This is a genomic window from Azospirillum sp. B21, assembly GCF_008364825.1.
Taxonomy (GTDB): domain Bacteria; phylum Pseudomonadota; class Alphaproteobacteria; order Azospirillales; family Azospirillaceae; genus Azospirillum.
The window spans coordinates 641753-660014 of the sequence record NZ_VTTO01000001.1 but is presented as its reverse complement, the minus strand read 5'-3'; the positions used below and the strand labels follow the sequence as shown (position 1 = coordinate 660014).

Sequence of the window (18262 nt, the reverse complement as noted above, 5' to 3'; positions counted from 1 at the left end):
GGACCGACATGGAACTCTCTTCCATCACCGATACGGCCCAGCGCAGCCTGCGCGGCTTCAACGACCGCATCCATGGTCCAGGCGGCGGCTATACCATCAATGTCGGCCACAGCGAACGGCTGGCCTCGTTGGCCGGAGGCGTGGCGCTGGCGGTGCTGGGCCTGCGCCGGCCGAACTGGACCGGCGCCGCGATGGCGCTGGCTGGCGGCGTCCTGGTGGCGCGCGGCCTGACCGGCTTCTGTCCCGGCAAGTCGATGCTGGCCGATTGGGCACAACGCGACCGCGCGGCCATTCCGTCGCAGGATGTGGAACGCGGGATCGATCCCTATTCCCGCCATCCCGGCGACATCTATCAGGAAGCCTGCGAGGAGGAGATCGTCGACGAGGCGTCTCAGGAATCCTTCCCGGCCAGCGATCCACCCTCCTTCACGCCCGGTGTTGCCCGGTAAGAGGGCAGCTGGATAAGCAGCTGTCGCTGCATAACAAAAATTTCATCAAGAAACGGCTTTCCAGACCGGCGCTGGAAGGCCGTCTTGATATGGATCAATGAAAGGGATTGCGGGCAGGGCTTCTGCCTTTACTGAACATACCGGCGTCAATGCTGCGCGATGATTGGGGGGCGGGTGCGGATTGCATCCATTGCACGTTGCGGGCCTCTCGTTATTGGTTTATGGTGCACCGCACAAGGAACGCCGCGTGTCCTGGCTCGGTATGAAGCCGCCGGGGTTGCGGTCGCTCCTCCCGTCACACCGACCGCAGGACCGTCCGCCATGACCACGATCATTCCCGCCGCCGCCACGCTCGAAGGCAAGAAGGGGCTCGTCCTTGGCATCGCCAACGACCAATCCATCGCCTGGGGCTGCGCCCGCGCCTTCCGCGCGCTGGGTGCCGACCTTGCGGTCAGCTACCTGAACGACAAGGCCAAGAAGTTCGTCGAACCGCTGGCCCAGCAGCTTGAGGCCGAGATCTTCGAACCGGTTGACGTCACCGGCGAAGGCGAGCTGAAGGCCATGTTCGACAAGATCGGCGAGAAGTGGGGCAAGCTGGACTTCGCACTGCACAGCATCGCCTTTGCGCCGAAGGAGGATCTGCACGGCCGCGTCGTCGACTGCTCGCGCGAGGGCTTCCAGCAGGCGATGGACGTCTCCTGCCACTCCTTCATCCGCATGGCCAGGTATGCGGAGCCGTTGATGAAGGACGGTGGGTCGCTGTTCACCATGTCCTATTTCGGCGCCAACCGCGTCATCGACAATTACGGCGTGATGGGTCCGGTCAAGGCCGCGCTGGAGGCCAGCGTGCGCTATCTGGCGTCGGAACTCGGCCCCAAGGGCATCCGTGTCCATGCCATCTCCCCGGGCCCGATCAAGACCCGCGCCGCTTCCGGCATCGCCCATTTCGACGAGCTGATGAACAAGGCTGCCGAGCGGGCTCCCGAGGGCCGGCTGGTGACCATCGAGGAGGTCGGCTACACCACCGCCTTCCTCGCCACCGACGGCGCCAAGGGCATCACCGGTGACACCACCTATGTCGACTGCGGCTATTCCATCATCGGCTGAGGCTGGCATCGGCTGAAGTCGGCGCATTTCCGGTTGAAGAACGGGGCGGGTGCGGCGACGCATCCGCCCCGCTCCGTTTGGAACGCCTCTCCAAGGTGCGTCAAATTGCCGTGTGACGTCCCGACTGTTTGGGTGCGGTGGTAGCACCAGCCATAATCCGCCCTAACGGGGTGCCGGTAAGGGGGGAGGCCGCAAGGTCATGGGCGCCATCACATGGCGACGGCAGTTGAGCGTCGGCCAGCCGGCCATCGACGACGATCACAAGCATCTGATCGAGTATCTGAACGAACTCGACGCAGCGCTGGCCGCCCCGCGGTTCCAGCCGGTTCGCGTTGCCAAGATTCTGGTCAAGCTGCTGGAATACACCAAGGAGCATTTCGCCCGCGAAGAACGGATCATGCAGATCGTGCGCTATCCGCAATTCGAGGAGCACGTCGCCATGCACCGCGCCGCGGTCAAGATGGTCAGCGAGCTGTCGAACCGCTTCTCTATCGAGCCCACCCACGAGAACGCCGAGAAGCTGTACAAATTCACCGCCGACTGGCTTGTCCGCCACATCATCCTGATGGACACGCAGCTGACGCCCTATGTGCGCGGCGTCTGGGCGTGATCGGATAGCGGCGGGCGCCTACCCCACGAACTCGGTGGCGCGATAGCCCTGGGCGTAGAGCAGGGCGGTCAGGTCGCCGTGGTCGACGCGGGCGCGGGCCTCGGCAGCAACCACCGCCTTGGCATGGAAGGCGACGCCGAGGCCGGCGGCCAACAGCATCGGCAGGTCGTTGGCGCCGTCGCCGACGGCCATGGTCTCCGCCATCGGCACGCGGTGCTCGCCGGCATAGGCCATCAGCGCCTGCAGCTTGCTGTCCTTGTCCAGGATCGGCTCGATCACCGCGCCGGTCATCACGCCGTCGACCACTTCCAGATCGTTGCCGCGGTCATCGTCGAAGCCGATCCAGCTGCGCACCCGGCCGGTGAAACAGCGGAAGCCGCCCGACACCAGCACGCAGACGGCGCCGTTGGCGCGCATGGTGCCGACCAGCTGGGCCGCCCCCGGCATCAGGGTGGCGCGCTGCCACACCTCGTCGATCACCGTCTCCTTCAGACCCTTCAACAGAGCGACGCGTTCGCGCACCGCGTCCTTGAAGTCGATCTCGCCGTTCATGGCGCGGGCGGTGATGGCGGCGATGTGGTCCTTCAGCCCGACATAGTCGCCGAGCTCGTCCAACATCTCCTGCTCGATGATTGTCGATTCCATGTCGGCGACCAGCAGCCGCTTGCGCCGGGTCGCCGCCGGCTGGGCAACGATGTCCAGCGTCGCGCCATTCAGCGCATGGCGGATTGCCGCCTCCGCCTGTTCCGGCGCCAGATTGCCGAAAGGCAGGTCGCAGGCGGTGCCGGGGGCCAGCCAATCCGGCGCCCCGGCATCGGCGCCCAACCCGACCAGTGCCGCCTTGGCGGTCTGGACGACGGACTCGTCGAGCGTGGCGGTGCGCGGGGCGATCAGCGTGGCGACGGCGTTCATCGGCGGGTATCCCGAGGAAAAGAGGGCCTTTGCGCGCTGCCTACCACAGGCGGGGAGCCGGGTCCAACGAAGCTTCGGCGTCGGCATGCGGTTGGGTGTTGCAAAGTGAGCGCCGGAACGCCATGGAAGGGCGATGAGCGACCTTACCACCCACCTCACCGACGTCATCGTCATCGGCGGGCCGACTGCGTCGGGCAAGTCGGGGCTGGCGCTCGCCGTTGCCGAGGCGTTCGGCGGTACGGTCATCAATGCCGACAGCATGCAGCTCTACGCCGATCTGGATGTGCTGACCGCCCGCCCGCCGGCCGAGGATCTGGCGCGGGCGCCCCACCGCCTCTACGGCGTCCTCCCGGCGGCGGAGCGCGGATCGGCGGCGCGTTGGCGTGACCTGGCGCTGGCGGAGATCGACGGCGCCAAGGCCGAGGGGCGGCTGCCCGTGGTGGTCGGTGGCACCGGTCTCTATCTGCGTGCGCTGATGCAGGGCTTGAGCGAGGTCCCCCCCATCCCCGACAAGGTGCGCGCCGCTGCCCATGCCCGGCTGGCGTCCATCGGCGGCGAGGCCTTCCGCTCCGAGCTGGTCGCCCGCGACCCGGCGTCGGCCAAGCTGAACGCAGGGGACACCACCCGCCTGACCCGTGCCTGGGAGGTGCTGGAGGCGACCGGGCATCCGCTGTCCCATTGGCAGAACCAAACCGCCCAGGGTGCGCCGGAGGATCTGCGCTTCACCGTCATCGTGCTCGATCCGCCGCGCGCCGACCTTTACGCCCAGTGCGACAGGCGTTTCGACCTGATGATGGGACAAGGTGCGCTGGAGGAGGTGCGGCGGCTGGATGCTCTGGCGCGCGAGCAGGGCCTTGCCCCCGACCTGCCGGTGCTGAAGGCGCTCGGCGTGCCGGAACTGCGTCGCCACCTGCATGGCGAAATCCCGTTGGCCGAAGCGGTCGCGCTGGCCCAGCAATCCACCCGCCGCTATGCCAAACGGCAGGTGACGTGGTTCCGGCATCAGATTGTTGGCAAAGCGGCCGAAATGCTGGTAAGTCATACAGGACAGCATAGCTGCCATACCATCGATTCGCCTTGTTCGCTTGCGGTACGAAATGCAATGCTCGACCGCCTGAGAACGATACTAAATTACTGATCCGAAGGAGAAGCACCGTGTCGGTTGATTGGGGTCATGTGTTCGCGGGCCGCGTGGGCGGCATGACGGCGTCCGAAATCCGGGAACTGCTGAAGCTGATCGATCGTCCGGAGATCATCTCCTTCGCCGGTGGCATTCCCGACCCGGACCTGTTCCCCAGCTCCGCCATTGCCCGATCCTACGAGAAGATCTTCCAGTCCAACGCCGGTGCCGGGGCTGCGCTGCAGTATTCCATCACCGAAGGCTACACGCCGCTGCGGGAATGGATCTGCGATTACATGGGTGGCAAGGGCGTCAACATCGGCCTGGACGGCGTGCTGGTCACGAACGGCTCGCAGCAGGTGCTGGAGTTCGTCGGCAAGCTGCTGATCGGCCCCGGCGACAAGATCGTCGTCACCCGCCCGACCTATCTCGGCGCGTTGCAGGCCTTCTCGCCCTACGAGCCGACCTACCTCTCCATCCCGATGGACGAGGAAGGGCCGGAGATGACCGCGCTGACCGAGGCGCTGGCCCAGAAGCCGAAGTTCTTCTACCTCGTCCCCGATTTCCAGAACCCCAACGGCACCACGGTGACGCTGGCCCGCCGCCACGCCATCCTGGACGCCTGCGATGCGGCCGGCGTGCCGGTGATCGAGGATACCGCCTATTGCGAACTGCGCTATGACGGCGAACATCTGCCGCTGATGGCGGCGCTGGATTGCGAGCGCAACGGCGGCAAGCTGACCAATGTCATCTTCGGCGGCACCTTCTCCAAGACGATGGTGCCGGCGATGCGCGTCGGCTGGGTCAATGCCGCGCCGGAGGTGGTGAATCGGCTGGTGCTGATGAAGCAGGCGGCCGACCTGCACGCCAGCACGATCAACCAGATCGTCATGCACGACGTCGTCTCGCAGATCTTCGACAGCCACATCAAGCTGCTGCGCACCCAATACAAGGAGCGTCGCGACGCCATGCTGGCGGCCCTGGACGAATTCGCACCGCCGGGCGTCACCTGGACCAAGCCGGAAGGTGGTCTGTTCGTCTGGATCGAGGCGCCGGAGGGCGTCGACGGCACCGATCTGCTGGCCCGCGCCATCAAGGAGGCCAATGTCGCCTTCGTCCCCGGATCGGCCTTCCACGCCGACCGGTCGGGCAAGAACACGCTGCGCCTCGCCTTCTCCGTCACCAAGCCGGCCCAGATCCGCGAGGGCATCCGCCGGCTGTGCGAACTGCTGAAGACGGCCGCCTGACCGCCCATCCTTCCCAGTCGTCGCCTGTTCGAAACGGCGGCCGCGCTTCGGTGCGGCCGCCGTTTCCGTTTCGGGCAAGCTGGGACCGGGCAAGACCGCCACCTCCTATGGGCGCGCAACAATTGGAAAAACTGCGGCAAAAAAACTTTGCAAACATTCGCGAATAGGGTTGACCTATGACGGATGATTTGACTAATTTGCCGGTCCCAGCACCCGCCATCAGGGCTAAGTCGTTGTTCTGAACGGCTATGCCCATCCGGCGGGGTTGGTGTTCCCAAGGAACCGGGTGCCCTAGAGGAGGCGCCCACATGAGAAGGTCGTGAGCGATGTCCGAACAGAAGCTGACCGGCGCCCAGATCGTCATCAAGGCCCTGAAGGATCAGGGCGTTGACATCATCTTCGGCTATCCCGGCGGCGCCGTACTTCCCATCTACGACGCGCTGTTCCAGCAGAACGACCTGAAACATGTCCTCGTACGCCATGAACAGGCCGCGGTTCACGCGGCGGAGGGCTATGCGCGCTCGACCGGCAAGGTCGGCTGCGTGCTGGTGACCTCCGGCCCCGGGGCCACCAACGCGGTGACCGGCCTGCTGGACGCCCTGTGCGACAGCATTCCGCTCGTCTGTCTGTCGGGGCAGGTGCCGACCCACCTGATCGGCAACGACGCCTTCCAGGAAGCCGACACCACCGGCATCACCCGTCCCTGCACCAAGCACAATTACTTGGTGAAGGACGTCGACAACCTGGCCCGCACCCTGCACGAGGCCTTCTATGTCGCGCGCAGCGGCCGTCCCGGCCCGGTGCTGGTCGACATTCCGAAGGACGTGCAGTTCGCCGACGGCACCTACGTCCCGCCGGCGGAGGTCAAGCACAAGACCTACCGTCCGCAGGTGAAGGCGGAGATCGCCCGCATCGAAGAGGCGATCGAGTTGATCGCCAACGCCAAGCGGCCCGTCTTCTACACCGGCGGCGGCGTGATCAACGCCGGCCCCTTCGCGGCCAAGCTGCTGACCCAGTTCGTCAAGACCACCGGTTTTCCGATCACCTCCACCCTGATGGGCCTCGGCGCTTTCCCGGCGTCGGACAATCAGTGGTTGGGCATGCTCGGCATGCACGGCACGTACGAGGCGAACCTCGCCATGTACGAATGCGACGTCATGATCAACATCGGCGCCCGCTTCGACGACCGCGTGACCGGCAAGCTGTCGGCCTTCTCGCCGGGCTCCAAGAAGATCCACGTCGACATCGATCCCAGCTCGATCAACAAGAACGTCGCGGTCGACATCCCGATCGTCGGCGATTGCGGCGCCGTGCTGGAAGACATGCTGCGCATCTGGAAGGCGCGCGCCAAGAGCGCCGACAAGCCGGCGCTGAAGGAGTGGTGGGGCAAGATCGAGGGCTGGCGCGCCCGCAACTGTCTGAACTACAACCGCACCGAATCGGTCATCAAGCCGCAATACGCGCTGGAGCGCCTGCGCGAGGCCCTGCGTGGCAAGGACCACTACATCACGACGGAAGTCGGCCAGCACCAGATGTGGGCCGCCCAGTTCCTGCCCTTCGACCAGCCGAACCGCTGGCTGACCTCGGGCGGGCTCGGCACCATGGGCTACGGCCTGCCGGCTGCCATCGGCGCGCAGCTCGCCCACCCCGACGCCATCGTGGTGGACGTGTCGGGCGAGGCCAGCTTCCTGATGAACATGCAGGAGATCGGCACCGCCGTGCAGTACCGCGCGCCGGTCAAGATCTTCATCCTGAACAACCAGTATATGGGCATGGTGCGCCAGTGGCAGGAACTGCTGCATGGCTCGCGCTATTCCCAGAGCTATTCGGAAGCCCTGCCGGACTTCGTGAAGCTGGCGGAATCCTGGGGCTGCGTCGGCCTGCGCGCCACCACGGTGGCCGAGGTCGATCAGGTGATCGAAAAGATGCTGGCCGTCACCGACCGCCCCTGCATCATCGACATCGCCGTCGATCCGAAGGAAAACTGCTTCCCCATGATTCCGGGCGGCAAGGCCCACAACGAAATCCTGTTCGGTCCGGACGACAGCCCGTCCGACGCCACGCCGGAAGACGGCATGGTGCTGGTCTGATCGGCTGACGACGAACGAACGGGGGGAATGGGTCTCATGGAAAACGCGATCGAAAAGCACACCATCGCCGTGCTGGTGGACAACGAGCCGGGCGTTCTCGCCCGCGTCATCGGGCTGTTCTCGGGCCGCGGCTACAACATCGAAAGCCTGACGGTGGCGGAGGTGAACAACGCCGACCACCTGTCGCGCATCACGCTGGTCACCTCCGGCACCCGGATGATCATCGAGCAGATCAAGGCGCAGCTCGGCCGGCTGGTTCCGGTCCACCGCGTCCATGACCTGACCGACGAAGGGCCGTCGGTGGAACGCGAACTGGCGCTGATCAAGGTGGCCGGCACCGGCGACCGCCGGATTGAGGCGCTTCGCCTTGCCGACATCTTCCAGGCCAAGGTGGTCGACGCGACGCTGAGCAGCTTCGTCTTCGAGCTGACCGGCACCACCGAGCAGGTCGACGACTTCGTCGGCCTGATGGGCCAGCTCGGCCTTGTGGAAGCCAGCCGCACCGGCGTGGTCGCCATGTCAAAGGGACCGGCGGCGTTCTGAGGCGCCGTCACCCGCAGAAAATATTCTGCGAAAGATTGGGGCGGCAAAAACGCAAGGAAGCTTTGCATTTTGCCGCTCCATCGAGCGATTGTTTCCCTTGACGGGCGGCTTTGCTCAATGGAGTAATCCGCCGCAGGAAACGCACTCTGTCTTCGTTCGTTGCGAATTCAAGGAACCATCTCCATGCGCGTCTATTACGATCGTGATGCCGACGTCAACCTGATCAAGGGCAAGAAGGTCGTCATCGTCGGCTACGGCAGCCAGGGCCATGCCCACGCCCACAACCTGCGTGACAGCGGCGTGAAGGATGTGCGGATCGCGCTCCGCCCGGGTTCGGCCACCATCAAGAAGGCCGAGACCGCCGGCTTCACCGTGATGACCCCGGCCGAGGCCGCCGCCTGGGCCGACGTCGTGATGGTTCTGACCCCGGACGAACTGCAGGCCGACCTGTACCGTGACGATCTGGCCCCGAACATGAAGCAGGGCGCCGCCCTGGCCTTCGCGCACGGCCTGAACGTCCACTTCAACCTGATCGAGCCGCGCGCCGACCTCGACGTGTTCATGATCGCGCCGAAGGGCCCCGGCCACACCGTGCGCAGCGAATATCAGCGTGGCGGCGGCGTGCCGTCGCTGGTCGCCGTTCACCAGAACGCCTCGGGCAACGCGCTGGACATCGCCCTGTCCTACGCCTCGGCCAATGGCGGCGGCCGCGCCGGCATCATCGAGACCACCTTCAAGGAAGAGTGCGAGACCGACCTGTTCGGCGAGCAGGCCGTGCTCTGCGGCGGCCTGACCGAGCTGATCCGGGCCGGCTACGAGACGCTGGTCGAGGCGGGCTACGCCCCCGAGATGGCCTACTTCGAGTGCCTGCACGAAGTGAAGCTGATCGTCGACCTGATGTACGAGGGCGGCATGGCCAACATGCGCTACTCGATCTCCAACACGGCCGAGTACGGCGACTACCGCACCGGCCCGCGCATCATCACGCCCGAGACCAAGGCCGAGATGAAGCGCGTTCTGACCGACATCCAGGAAGGCCGCTTCGTCCGCGACTGGATGCTGGAGTGCAAGGCCGGCCAGCCGTCCTTCAAGGCGATCCGCCGCCGCAACGCCGAGCACGAGATCGAGAAGGTCGGCGAGAAGCTGCGCGCCATGATGCCGTGGATCGCCGAGCGCCGTCTGGTCGACAAGTCGAAGAACTGATCGGGCGAAAGCCAAGTCGGTTTGCCGGAAAGCGCGTCCCTTCGGGGGCGCGCTTTTCTTATGCTCCCTCTCCCGGGGCGGGAGAGGGCAACCTTTACCCCCGCGGATCCTTGAAACTCGTCGGCGGGGTTTCGGCGACGGCGGCGCGGCCGGGGTCGCGCTTCTGGGTTTCCAGCAGGATGTCGCGGGCGATCGGCGCCGCCGCGGTGGAACCGCCGCCGCCATGCTCGACGAAGACGGCGCAGGCATAGCGCGGCGCCTGGACGGGCGCGAAGGCGACGAACAGGGCGTGGTCGCGTTCGCGCCAGGGCAGATCCTCGTTCTTCTTCACGCCGGTGGTGCGCTCCGCCATGGTGATGCGGCGGACCTGGGCGGAGCCGGTCTTGCCGGCCATCTCGTACCCGACCTCGGTGATGCGCGACTTGAAGGCGGTGCCGTTCGGCGCGTTGGTCACCTCGTTCATGCCGCGCAGCACGATGTCGAGATTCTCCTTCTTCACGCCGATGCTGGGCCAGGCGGTTTGTTCGCCGCTGACGGTCTTGATCTGCTTGGTCAAATGCGGCTTGACCGCATAGCCGCCATTCGCCAGCCGGCAGGTCATCACCGCCAGTTGCAGCGGCGTCGCCAGCACATAACCCTGGCCGATGGAGGCGACCAGAGTCTCGCCCATGTCCCAGCCCTTGCCCAGGGTCGCCTTCTTCCAGGCGATGGACGGCATCAGCCCGGCGCGCTCGTGCGGCAGGTCGATGCCGGTGCGGGCGCCCAGCCCGAAGCGGTTGGACATCTCGGAGATCCGGTCGATGCCGATGCGGCGCGACACGTCGTAGAAGAACACGTCGCAGGAATGGCGCAGCGCCCCGACGAAATCGACCGTACCGTGGCCGCCGCGCTTCCAGCAGTGAAAACGATGGTCGCCCAGTTCCATATGGCCGGGGCAGAAGACGGTGTGCCGGCTGCTGACGATTCCCGATTCGAGAGCCGCCAGAGCCGCCATCATCTTGAAGGTGGAGCCCGGCGGATACTGGCCGACCACCGCCTTGTTGTTCAGCGGCGTCGCCTGGTTGGACAGCAGCTCCTCCCACAACTCGGCGCTGATGCCCATGGTGAACTGGTTGGGATCATAGCTGGGATGGGAGCTGAGCGCATAGATTCCGCCGGTATGCACGTCCATCACCACCGCCGACGCGCTGACCTCCTTCGACAGGCGTTCCTGCACGAAGCGCTGTAGCGCCATGTCGATGGTCAGCTGAATCTCGCGGCCCGACTGCCCTTCGTCGCGCGACAGCTCGCGGATGACGCGGCCGACCGCGTTGACCTCCAGCTGGCTGGTGCCGGCGGTGCCCCGCAGAACCTTCTCGTGATGCTTCTCGATGCCGGCCTTGCCGATGCGGAAGCCGGGGAGCGACAGCACCGGATCGCTGTTGCCGCTCAACTCCGCTTCCGACACCGCGCCGACATAGCCCAGGATATGGGCGGTCGCCTCCGCCTGCGGATAATGGCGCAGTTCGCCTACCTCGATCGCCACGCCGGGCAGGTCGGGGGTGTTGGTCTCCAGCGTCGCCACCTGCTCCCAGGTCAGGTTCTCGCGCACAGTAACGGGGACGAAGCGGCGTTTGCGGTGCAGTTCGCGCATCACACGGCGGCGGTCGCCGTCGGTCAGCGGCACGATGCGGGAAATCTTGTCGAGCGTCTCCTGGATGTTGTGGGTGCGCTCAGACACCACGACGACCCGGTAGTTCTGCTGGTTCACCGCCAGCGGCACGCCGAACCGGTCAACGATGTTGCCGCGCGACGGGGCGATCAGCCGCAGGCTGATGCGGTTCTCCTCCGCCAGCATGGTGTAGCGCGCGGATTCGACCACCTGCAGGTAATAGAGCCGACCGACCAGCGCGGACAGGCCGGCCAGCTTGATGCCGCCCAGCACCAGGGCGCGGCGCGCCAGCAGGCGGGAACGGTCGGTGTCGCGATCGATCGAACTCATGAAACCGCCGGGACCCTTTACCCGTTCAAGAACGCGCGGTGGACGCGGATCAGCAGCCAGCCCACCGCAGGAAACACCGCCACCGTCAGCAGGCCCTGGAACAGCGCCGGCAGGATCGACAGCGCGGCCGCATCCAGTGCCGTGAAGGCCAGCCATTGCAGAACCACGGCCCCGGCCATCACCAGGGTGAAGCCGAACCACAGCAACGCGAAGGTGCTGGCCAGGAAAACCCGGCGCTGGTTCAGCACCGCCCACTGCGCCACGACCAGCAGGAGGGCATTGACGCCCAGCGGCCCGCCGATCAGGAAATCCTGCAGCAGCCCGATCAGAAAGGCCACCCCCGGACGCATCAGGTCAGGCCTGTGGATCGTCCAGTAATAGACCGAAACCAGCGTCAGGTTCGGCGCCACCGGGGCGTAGCCCGGCACCGGCACCGGAATCATGCCGACCAGTACCATCATGACGGTAACGGCGAAGGGCGCCAGATTGCGCCCGGCCTTATCGACCCGTTGCCAGAAAGTTGCCGTCATACCGGCGGCCTTCCCGCCGGGGCGCTGTCGGACCGGCTCACTTCCACTCCGGCGACGGGTCCAGGTCGGTGCCGGGCAACCCGAAATCCACCAGGCGCAAATGTTCGATCCGCGACAGGTCGGCGCTGGGCAACACACGCACGCCGCGCTCGCTGACCGCGGTCACCACGCCGACCGGCAGGCCGGACGGGAACAGGCCGCCGTCACCCGAGGTCACCACCTGCTCGCCCACCTGGATCGGCGATTCCGGCGGCAGATAGAGAAGCTTGGCCTGGTCGGAATTGTCCCCGGCCAGGATGGCGCGCTGGCGCGTGTTGGCCAGGACCACCGGGACACGGGCGTTGATGTCGGTCAGCAGCAGGATGCGGGACGACCATTCGCCGACTTCGATCACCCGGCCGACCAGACCGGCGCCGGCCAGCGCAGCCTGTCCCTTGCGCACCCCGTCGCGCTTGCCGGCGGTCACCACCAGCGTGCGGACGAAGGAACTGCCGGGGGTCGCGATGACGCGGGCGGCGATGTAGGTGAGAGAGGGGTCCGGACGGACGCGCAGCAGGCTGCGCAGGCTGCTGTTTTCCGCCTCCAGCCGCAAAGCCGCCTGCTTCCACTGCAGAAGCCTGGCGTTCTCGGCCTTCAGGCGCTGGTTCTCGTCGAAGGCGTTCTCAAGCTCGACCACCGACTCGACCACGCGCGCCGCGGTCGCTGCGGGGCGGGAGATGGCGTCGAGGATCGGGGCGAAGGCGTCGGTCACGCGGGCGCGGGCGCTGTCCACCGACACGGATTCGATCTTGCCGACCATCATCAACGCGATGGAGGCAAGGACAAGCAGGAGGAAGGAGAAACGCTGCGCGAGGGCCCGCAAAGGCGCGGCAAGGCGGATGACGGAGCCGGATGAGCGTGACTTCACAGGAAATTCCCGTCCAGATACGCGGTCCGTCTCCGGCCCTTACCGCCCGGGAGTTGGGCAGTGGACCGGAGGCCTTCCAATCAGGGATACACCAATCAGTAAGCGCTGACCAAGACGTTTCGCAGCGTCTTCATCTCCTCCAGCGCGCGGCCGGTGCCGAGCGCCACGCAGGAGAGGGGATCGTCGGCGATCGACACCGGCAGGCCGGTGGCGTGGCGCAGGACGAAGTCCAGGTTGCCCAGCAGGGCGCCGCCGCCGGTCAGCACGATGCCCTTGTCGACGATGTCGGCGGCCAGTTCCGGAGCGGTGTGTTCCAGCGCCACCTTCACCGCCTCGACGATGGCCGAAACGGGTTCGGCCAGCGACTCGGCGATCTGCCGTTCGGAGATGATCAGTTCCTTGGGCACGCCGTTCATCAGGTCGCGGCCCTTGATCTCGAGGATGCGGCCCTCGCCGTCCTCGGGCGGGCAGGCGGAGCCGATTTCCTTCTTGATCCGCTCGGCCGAGCCTTCGCCGACCAGCAGATTGTGGCTGCGGCGGATGTAGCCGATGATGGCCTCGTCCATCTTGTCGCCGCCGACGCGGACCGACCGCGAATAGACGATGCCGCCCAGCGACAGCACGGCCACCTCGGTGGTGCCGCCGCCGATGTCGACGACCATCGAGCCCGTCGGTTCCGTCACCGGAAGCCCGGCGCCGATCGCGGCGGCCATCGGCTCCTCGATCAGGAAGACGCGGCGGGCGCCTGCGGCCTCCGCCGATTCCTGGATCGCCCGGCGCTCCACCGCGGTCGAGCCCGACGGCACGCAGATAATGACCTGCGGGCTGGCGAAGCTGCGGCGGTTGTGAACCTTGCGGATGAAATGCTTGATCATTTCCTCCGCGACTTCGAAGTCGGCGATGACGCCGTCGCGAAGCGGCCGGATGGCCTGGATGTTGCCGGGGGTTCGGCCGAGCATCATCTTCGCCTCGTCACCGACGGCGAGGACCTGCTTCTTGCCGCGCACATTGGCGATGGCGACGACGGACGGTTCGTTCAGGACGATGCCGCGGCCCTTGACATAGACCAGGGTGTTGGCCGTCCCCAGATCGATCGCCATGTCGGCGGACAGAACGCCCAGCAGTTTGGAGAGCATGGAGCTGACGAACTCTATCAAAGCGGTTGAGACGGCCGAGCCGGCGGCGACTGGCATAGCATGCCCGCCGACGGTTCCATAGTCGAATGCGTCCGCACGCTCAAGCGGAGAGTGCGCCCGGCAGGCCTGACCCGTGTCGCGAAAGCAGGTTCCGGTTGGCCGGTGCCCGCCGCCTCTTGCGGTGTCTGGTGAAGGCAAAACTGGCGGATCAGGGTTAATTTTCCGTCAACGGCCGAACTCTTGAGGTCGGCCCTTGCGGTAAATGCCGTCCCGATCCGCCGATAGCCATTCGGCCGGTGTGGCGGTTCAGTGTCTAGTCCGAACCATGTTGTGCCGCAATGGGCAATTGCCCGCCTGTCCGGCGGGGTGGTCAGTGATGCCCGGCCTCGGGCTTGGCCGTCGGCTTTGCCGAATGGGCGTGGTGTCCCTCCAGCCGGTCCATGCAGGCCAGCAGAACGCCCGACACCACGAAGGTCATGTGGATGATCACCAGCCACATCAGTTCCTCCTGCGAGGTCTGGGACAAATTCATGAAGGCCTTCAGCAGATGAATGCCGGAAATGGCGACGATGGAGGCGATCAGCTTCAGCTTCAGCCCGCCGAAATCGACCTTGCCCATCCAATCCGGACGATCTTCGTGATTGGCCACGTCGATCTTCGAGACGAAGTTCTCATAGCCGGCGAAGATCACCATCAGCAGAAGATTTCCGGCGAAGGACAGGTCGATCAGCGTCAGCACGGCCAGCAGCACGTCCTTCTCGCTCATGTCCAGCACATGCGGAATGATGTGCAGGATTTCCTGGGTGAACTTCACCAGCAGGGCTGCCAGCGAGACCACGAGCCCGAGATAGAAGGGGGCGAGCAGCCAGCGGCTGGCGAAGATGATCTGTTCAAAGCGGCGTTCGATCATGGCGGGTTCGGCACGTCGTTGATTAGGGAAGTCGTGGAGACGGCAGAGGTGTCGCAATGCTGCGCCGCAAAATCAACCGGGCATTTCATTCGTCGTGCCGAGGGGGCGGAACCTCCGTTCGTCATAGACATTGTCATCGTACCGTAACGTCGAGGCGCTATGGTCGCGGCTTTGGATGAGACCGCCGGGAAGGGTTTGCCGACCATGAAGACCTCCGCTCCGCACATCGTGTCCGCGTTCGAGGACGCGCTGAAGCGGATGAAATCCGCCATCGTGCAGATGGCCGGCGCTGCGGAGACGCAGATCGACCAGGCATTGACCTGCCTGGCCCAGCGCAACCCCGATCTGGCGCGGGAAATCGTCGAGTCGGATGCGCGACTCGACTCGTTCGAGCATGACATCGAAGCGCACTGCATGCGCCTGCTGGCGCTGCGCCAGCCGGTGGCCGACGACCTGCGTGAGGTCGTGGCGGCGCTGAAGATCGCCGGCAACCTGGAGCGCATTGGCGACCATGCCGCCAACACCGCCAAGCGCGCGGTCGCCATCTTCAGCCTTGCGGAATCGGCCTCGCTGTCGGGCCTGCCGCAGCTCGGCCGGCTGGTGCGCGAGCGGCTCAGCGCCGTGGTCGACGCCTATGTCGACAGCGACAGCGAGGCGGCACTGCGCATCTGGCGCACCGACGATGAGGTGGACGCGCTCTACACCAGCCTCGTTGCGGAGGTGGAACGGTCCGCCCTGGCGGCACCGGACCAGTTCATGGCGCATATGCATCTGATGATGATCGCGAAGAACCTGGAGCGCATCGGCGACCACGCCACCAACATCGCCGAGGTCGTGCATTTCGTCAGCACCGGCCAGACCCTGCTGGACGAGCGTCCGAAGGCCGACCATTCCTATGATCCGGTGAGTTGAGGCCCCCGATCCGAGACAAGGGGGCGTCACCGCAAGGCATAAGGCGATCGTTCGGCCTGGAACCGGGCCGATGGGGGATAGCATTTCCGTTGCGGAGCGATCACGTTAACGGGATGCCGTTCCCACCCGCAGACGAGACAAACCCTCCCTGATGACCGACGACCTGATCCGCCTCTATGCCGCCATCCTCGACCGCCAGCAAATGGACCCGGCGCAGTCCAAGACCGCCCGTCTGATCGCCGCCGGTCCGAAGAAGATCGCCAAGAAGGTGGGCGAGGAAGCGGTCGAGGTTGCGCTGGATGCCATGAACGAGGATCGCCAGGGGGTCATCAACGAAAGTGCCGACCTGCTTTACAACCTGTCGGTCCTCTGGGCGACGCTGAACATCCACCCGGACGACGTGTTTGCCGAAATCCGCCGGCGCGAAGCGCTTTACGGCATCGCCGAGAAACTGCCGAAGGTGGTCGCCGAGCGTTGAGCGGGGCTGTCGGAGACACCGACGTCGACACCTCCTGTCCTCAAGCCGCTCCCACCCCCTCCAGCAACGGCAGCCGCCGCTGCACGAAAGCCGCATGCCGGCGCGTCAGTTCAGCCCGGCTGGCCTCATCCCCCTCGCACGGCTCGCCGTCGCGGCCAAGCGTGATTCCGTCGGCGGACAGATGGCGCCAGGCGAAGGCTGCGGGGTCCTCACCCAGCCGGGCGGCCAGCAGGAACAGCGCCTCGATCCGCGATACCGGCACCCCGGCGCCCAGCAGCGGGGAGGCGAGCTGCCCCGGCGTATCGCCAAAGCGGTGGCGCTCCAGAACCACGGCGTTGAAGCGCTCGCTCGAAGCTTTACGTTCCGCAAATCCGTCTTCGGGCATGACCGGCGCGGCCAGCGACAGGCTGGTCAGCAGGACCAGCGCGCGCAGCACGGCTTCCTCCCCTTGCGTCGCCAAAGCCGGCCGGGCGAGTAGCGCGTCGAGGCTCCGCGGCCCCTCGGCCAGCGCCTCCCCCAGCGGCTGGTAGAGCGCTTGCGGGAAGGGCAGGCGGCCGACGGGGGTGGAGGCGACTTCCGGCAAATCGTCGGCGGCCACCAACAGCGCGAACCGGGTCTCACCCAACAGCGTGCGCCGCTCGGCCGGTCCCAGCCGCTCGCCGCCCTTCACGAACAGGTCGCGGCGGAAGCTGCGGTTGGTCATCACGTCGCGCAGGGTCTCGGCCTGGGCCGGATCGCGCGCCTCATCCGCCAGCGCCTGCTGCGCGGGGGACAGGCTGAGGTCGTGCAACTGCTCCATCGGCACGGCGGCGCCGGCGAACTCCAGCTTGGCGGCCACTAACTCACGCGCCACGTCGGCGTGGTAGAAGGCCGTCCAGTCGCCGTTCAGATATTCGTGGGCGATGTAGTTCGGCGACTTGTGGCGCAGCTGTTCGATCCGCTCTACCACGCCGTCGGTGGCGCCGAACCAGCCGCCGCCCCGGGCGGCCATCCGCGAGGCGAACTCGACCGCCCGCGCGATGCGGTCGGGCAGGGGGCCATCGCCGTCGGCGCAGCGCTCCACCAGCAGGCGGCGCAACGGCATATGGGCTAACGTGCCGGGGAGGGCGTTGTAGCTGACGAACACAACGCCACCCGGTGCCAGTCGGCGGCGCAGCGTGTCGAGCAGGATCGCCCGGTTCTCGGCGCTTACCCAGGACCAGACGCCGTGCAGGGCGACCACGTCCAGCATCGGCCCCTCGCGCCGGGCATAGTCGGCGAAGCTCTCCTCCAGGAAGTCGGCATTGTCGAGCCCGGCATCGTCGGCCAGCCGACGGACGCCGGCGATGTGGGAGGGGTTGAAGTCCATCGCCTCGAACCGCGCCGCCGGGTGGGCACCGGCCAGCAGCGCGCTGGTCAGCCCATGGCCGCATCCCGGTTCCGCCATGGTGAAGCTGCCACGGCGCAGCACCTCGGGCGGACGCCAGCCGCGCAGCGTCAGGGCGAAGCTGAGCAGGGCCGGCGACCAGTCGCGATAGACGGCGCGGATATAGTCGATGCCGCCGACATAGCCTTCCGTCCAGCCGCCCATCTCCGATCTCCCGTTTCGATGCCCATTGTCGACAGCGCCGGTGTAGCTGCCGGGGGTGGAACTCGGCCACCGAAAAGCGCGCGCCAAAAAATTCACATGGGGTGCGATTTTGCTATCGACAGGCCAAAAGCCCTTCGCTATAAACCGCGCCACACCGGCCGGGACAACGGCTTGGCCGGGGCGATGAACAGTCGGCTGTTTCAGCCAAGTTCGCCGCAGCAAGAGATGGGCGCATAGCTCAGTTGGTAGAGCAGCTGACTCTTAATCAGCGGGTCCAAGGTTCGAGTCCTTGTGCGCCCACCATCTCTTGAACATTTCCTACGGATGGGCGCATAGCTCAGTTGGTAGAGCAGCTGACTCTTAATCAGCGGGTCCAAGGTTCGAGTCCTTGTGCGCCCACCATCCATAAGGGGCTGGAACCGAGCAGGTTCCGGCCCCTTTCCAGTTTCTGGGGTTTTGTTTGGGAGTGGTGTTGCGTCTCGTGTGATGCCCCCTCCCTAACCCTCCCCCACCTTCGGTGGGAGAGGGAACTCCGCCGCTTTCGCGGTTACTTTACG

The 18262-nt window shown here is 66.0% G+C and carries 17 protein-coding genes and 2 tRNA genes; 12 read left to right on the top strand and 7 right to left on the bottom strand.

Features of this window, described 5'->3' with window-relative positions; translation table 11 throughout:
- Positions 1–8 precede the first annotated feature (8 nt).
- The 3 genes from FZ983_RS03160 to FZ983_RS03150 all read left to right on the top strand — a co-directional run bounded on the left by FZ983_RS03160 (position 9) and on the right by FZ983_RS03150 (position 2166).
- A complete protein-coding gene (locus tag FZ983_RS03160) occupies positions 9–449 on the top strand; it encodes a DUF2892 domain-containing protein (protein ID WP_149222134.1) in 441 nt (146 codons plus the stop codon).
- 321 nt (positions 450–770) lie between these two features.
- Positions 771–1556: an enoyl-ACP reductase FabI gene (gene fabI, locus FZ983_RS03155; protein ID WP_149222133.1), complete on the top strand. Its 786-nt coding sequence runs from the start codon at positions 771–773 to the stop codon at positions 1554–1556.
- 199 nt (positions 1557–1755) lie between these two features.
- Positions 1756–2166, top strand: coding sequence for a bacteriohemerythrin (locus FZ983_RS03150; protein ID WP_111066794.1), 411 nt, complete (start codon positions 1756–1758; stop codon positions 2164–2166).
- An 18-nt stretch (positions 2167–2184) separates the two neighbouring features.
- Here the strand turns inward: FZ983_RS03150 and serB are convergent, their stop codons facing one another.
- Positions 2185–3078 (bottom strand): phosphoserine phosphatase SerB, encoded by an 894-nt coding sequence (gene serB, locus FZ983_RS03145; RefSeq protein WP_149222132.1) that lies wholly within the window; start codon positions 3076–3078, stop codon positions 2185–2187.
- Positions 3079–3211: 133 nt separating this feature from the next.
- Between serB and miaA the strand changes: the two genes are divergently transcribed.
- The 5 genes from miaA to ilvC all read left to right on the top strand — a co-directional run bounded on the left by miaA (position 3212) and on the right by ilvC (position 9281).
- Positions 3212–4216: a tRNA (adenosine(37)-N6)-dimethylallyltransferase MiaA gene (gene miaA / locus FZ983_RS03140; protein ID WP_149222131.1), complete on the top strand. Its 1005-nt coding sequence runs from the start codon at positions 3212–3214 to the stop codon at positions 4214–4216.
- A gap of 17 nt (positions 4217–4233) precedes the next feature.
- Positions 4234–5445 carry a PLP-dependent aminotransferase family protein gene (locus FZ983_RS03135; RefSeq protein ID WP_149222130.1) on the top strand — a complete coding sequence of 404 codons (1212 nt, stop codon included), beginning with the start codon at positions 4234–4236 and terminating at the stop codon, positions 5443–5445.
- 326 nt (positions 5446–5771) lie between these two features.
- The gene (locus FZ983_RS03130) at positions 5772–7535 is read left to right on the top strand and encodes an acetolactate synthase 3 large subunit (RefSeq protein WP_149222129.1); all 1764 of its coding nucleotides are present in this window, start codon (positions 5772–5774) and stop codon (positions 7533–7535) included.
- 36 nt (positions 7536–7571) lie between these two features.
- Entirely contained in the window at positions 7572–8078 is a 507-nt protein-coding gene (gene ilvN / locus FZ983_RS03125; protein ID WP_149222128.1) for an acetolactate synthase small subunit, read from the top strand.
- A gap of 183 nt (positions 8079–8261) precedes the next feature.
- Entirely contained in the window at positions 8262–9281 is a 1020-nt protein-coding gene (ilvC, locus tag FZ983_RS03120; RefSeq protein ID WP_014248441.1) for a ketol-acid reductoisomerase, read from the top strand.
- 94 nt (positions 9282–9375) lie between these two features.
- Here the strand turns inward: ilvC and mrdA are convergent, their stop codons facing one another.
- The 5 genes from mrdA to FZ983_RS03095 all read right to left on the bottom strand — a co-directional run bounded on the left by mrdA (position 9376) and on the right by FZ983_RS03095 (position 14742).
- Positions 9376–11262, bottom strand: a complete 1887-nt coding sequence (gene mrdA, locus FZ983_RS03115; RefSeq protein WP_149222127.1) for a penicillin-binding protein 2 — start codon at positions 11260–11262, stop codon at positions 9376–9378.
- Positions 11263–11279: 17 nt separating this feature from the next.
- Entirely contained in the window at positions 11280–11792 is a 513-nt protein-coding gene (gene mreD / locus FZ983_RS03110) for a rod shape-determining protein MreD (RefSeq protein ID WP_149222126.1), read from the bottom strand.
- A gap of 37 nt (positions 11793–11829) precedes the next feature.
- Entirely contained in the window at positions 11830–12699 is an 870-nt protein-coding gene (mreC, locus tag FZ983_RS03105) for a rod shape-determining protein MreC (RefSeq protein ID WP_149222125.1), read from the bottom strand.
- 95 nt (positions 12700–12794) lie between these two features.
- The gene (locus tag FZ983_RS03100; RefSeq protein WP_012974729.1) at positions 12795–13835 is read right to left on the bottom strand and encodes a rod shape-determining protein; all 1041 of its coding nucleotides are present in this window, start codon (positions 13833–13835) and stop codon (positions 12795–12797) included.
- A gap of 370 nt (positions 13836–14205) precedes the next feature.
- Positions 14206–14742, bottom strand: a complete 537-nt coding sequence (locus FZ983_RS03095; protein WP_348771039.1) for a TIGR00645 family protein — start codon at positions 14740–14742, stop codon at positions 14206–14208.
- 207 nt (positions 14743–14949) lie between these two features.
- Here FZ983_RS03095 and phoU point away from each other — a divergent pair, with 207 nt between their 5' ends.
- Positions 14950–15657 carry a phosphate signaling complex protein PhoU gene (gene phoU / locus FZ983_RS03090; protein ID WP_149222123.1) on the top strand — a complete coding sequence of 236 codons (708 nt, stop codon included), beginning with the start codon at positions 14950–14952 and terminating at the stop codon, positions 15655–15657.
- A 151-nt stretch (positions 15658–15808) separates the two neighbouring features.
- A complete protein-coding gene (gene hisE, locus FZ983_RS03085; protein ID WP_149222122.1) occupies positions 15809–16135 on the top strand; it encodes a phosphoribosyl-ATP diphosphatase in 327 nt (108 codons plus the stop codon).
- A 40-nt stretch (positions 16136–16175) separates the two neighbouring features.
- On the opposite strand, the gene FZ983_RS03080 is transcribed toward hisE, so the two are convergent.
- Positions 16176–17705: a class I SAM-dependent methyltransferase gene (locus FZ983_RS03080; RefSeq protein ID WP_149222121.1), complete on the bottom strand. Its 1530-nt coding sequence runs from the start codon at positions 17703–17705 to the stop codon at positions 16176–16178.
- A gap of 227 nt (positions 17706–17932) precedes the next feature.
- Between FZ983_RS03080 and FZ983_RS03075 the strand changes: the two genes are divergently transcribed.
- Together FZ983_RS03075 and FZ983_RS03070 are read left to right on the top strand one after the other, a co-directional pair.
- Positions 17933–18008 (top strand) — tRNA-Lys (locus FZ983_RS03075).
- A 23-nt stretch (positions 18009–18031) separates the two neighbouring features.
- Positions 18032–18107 (top strand) — tRNA-Lys (locus FZ983_RS03070).
- The last annotated feature ends 155 nt before the right edge of the window (positions 18108–18262 follow it).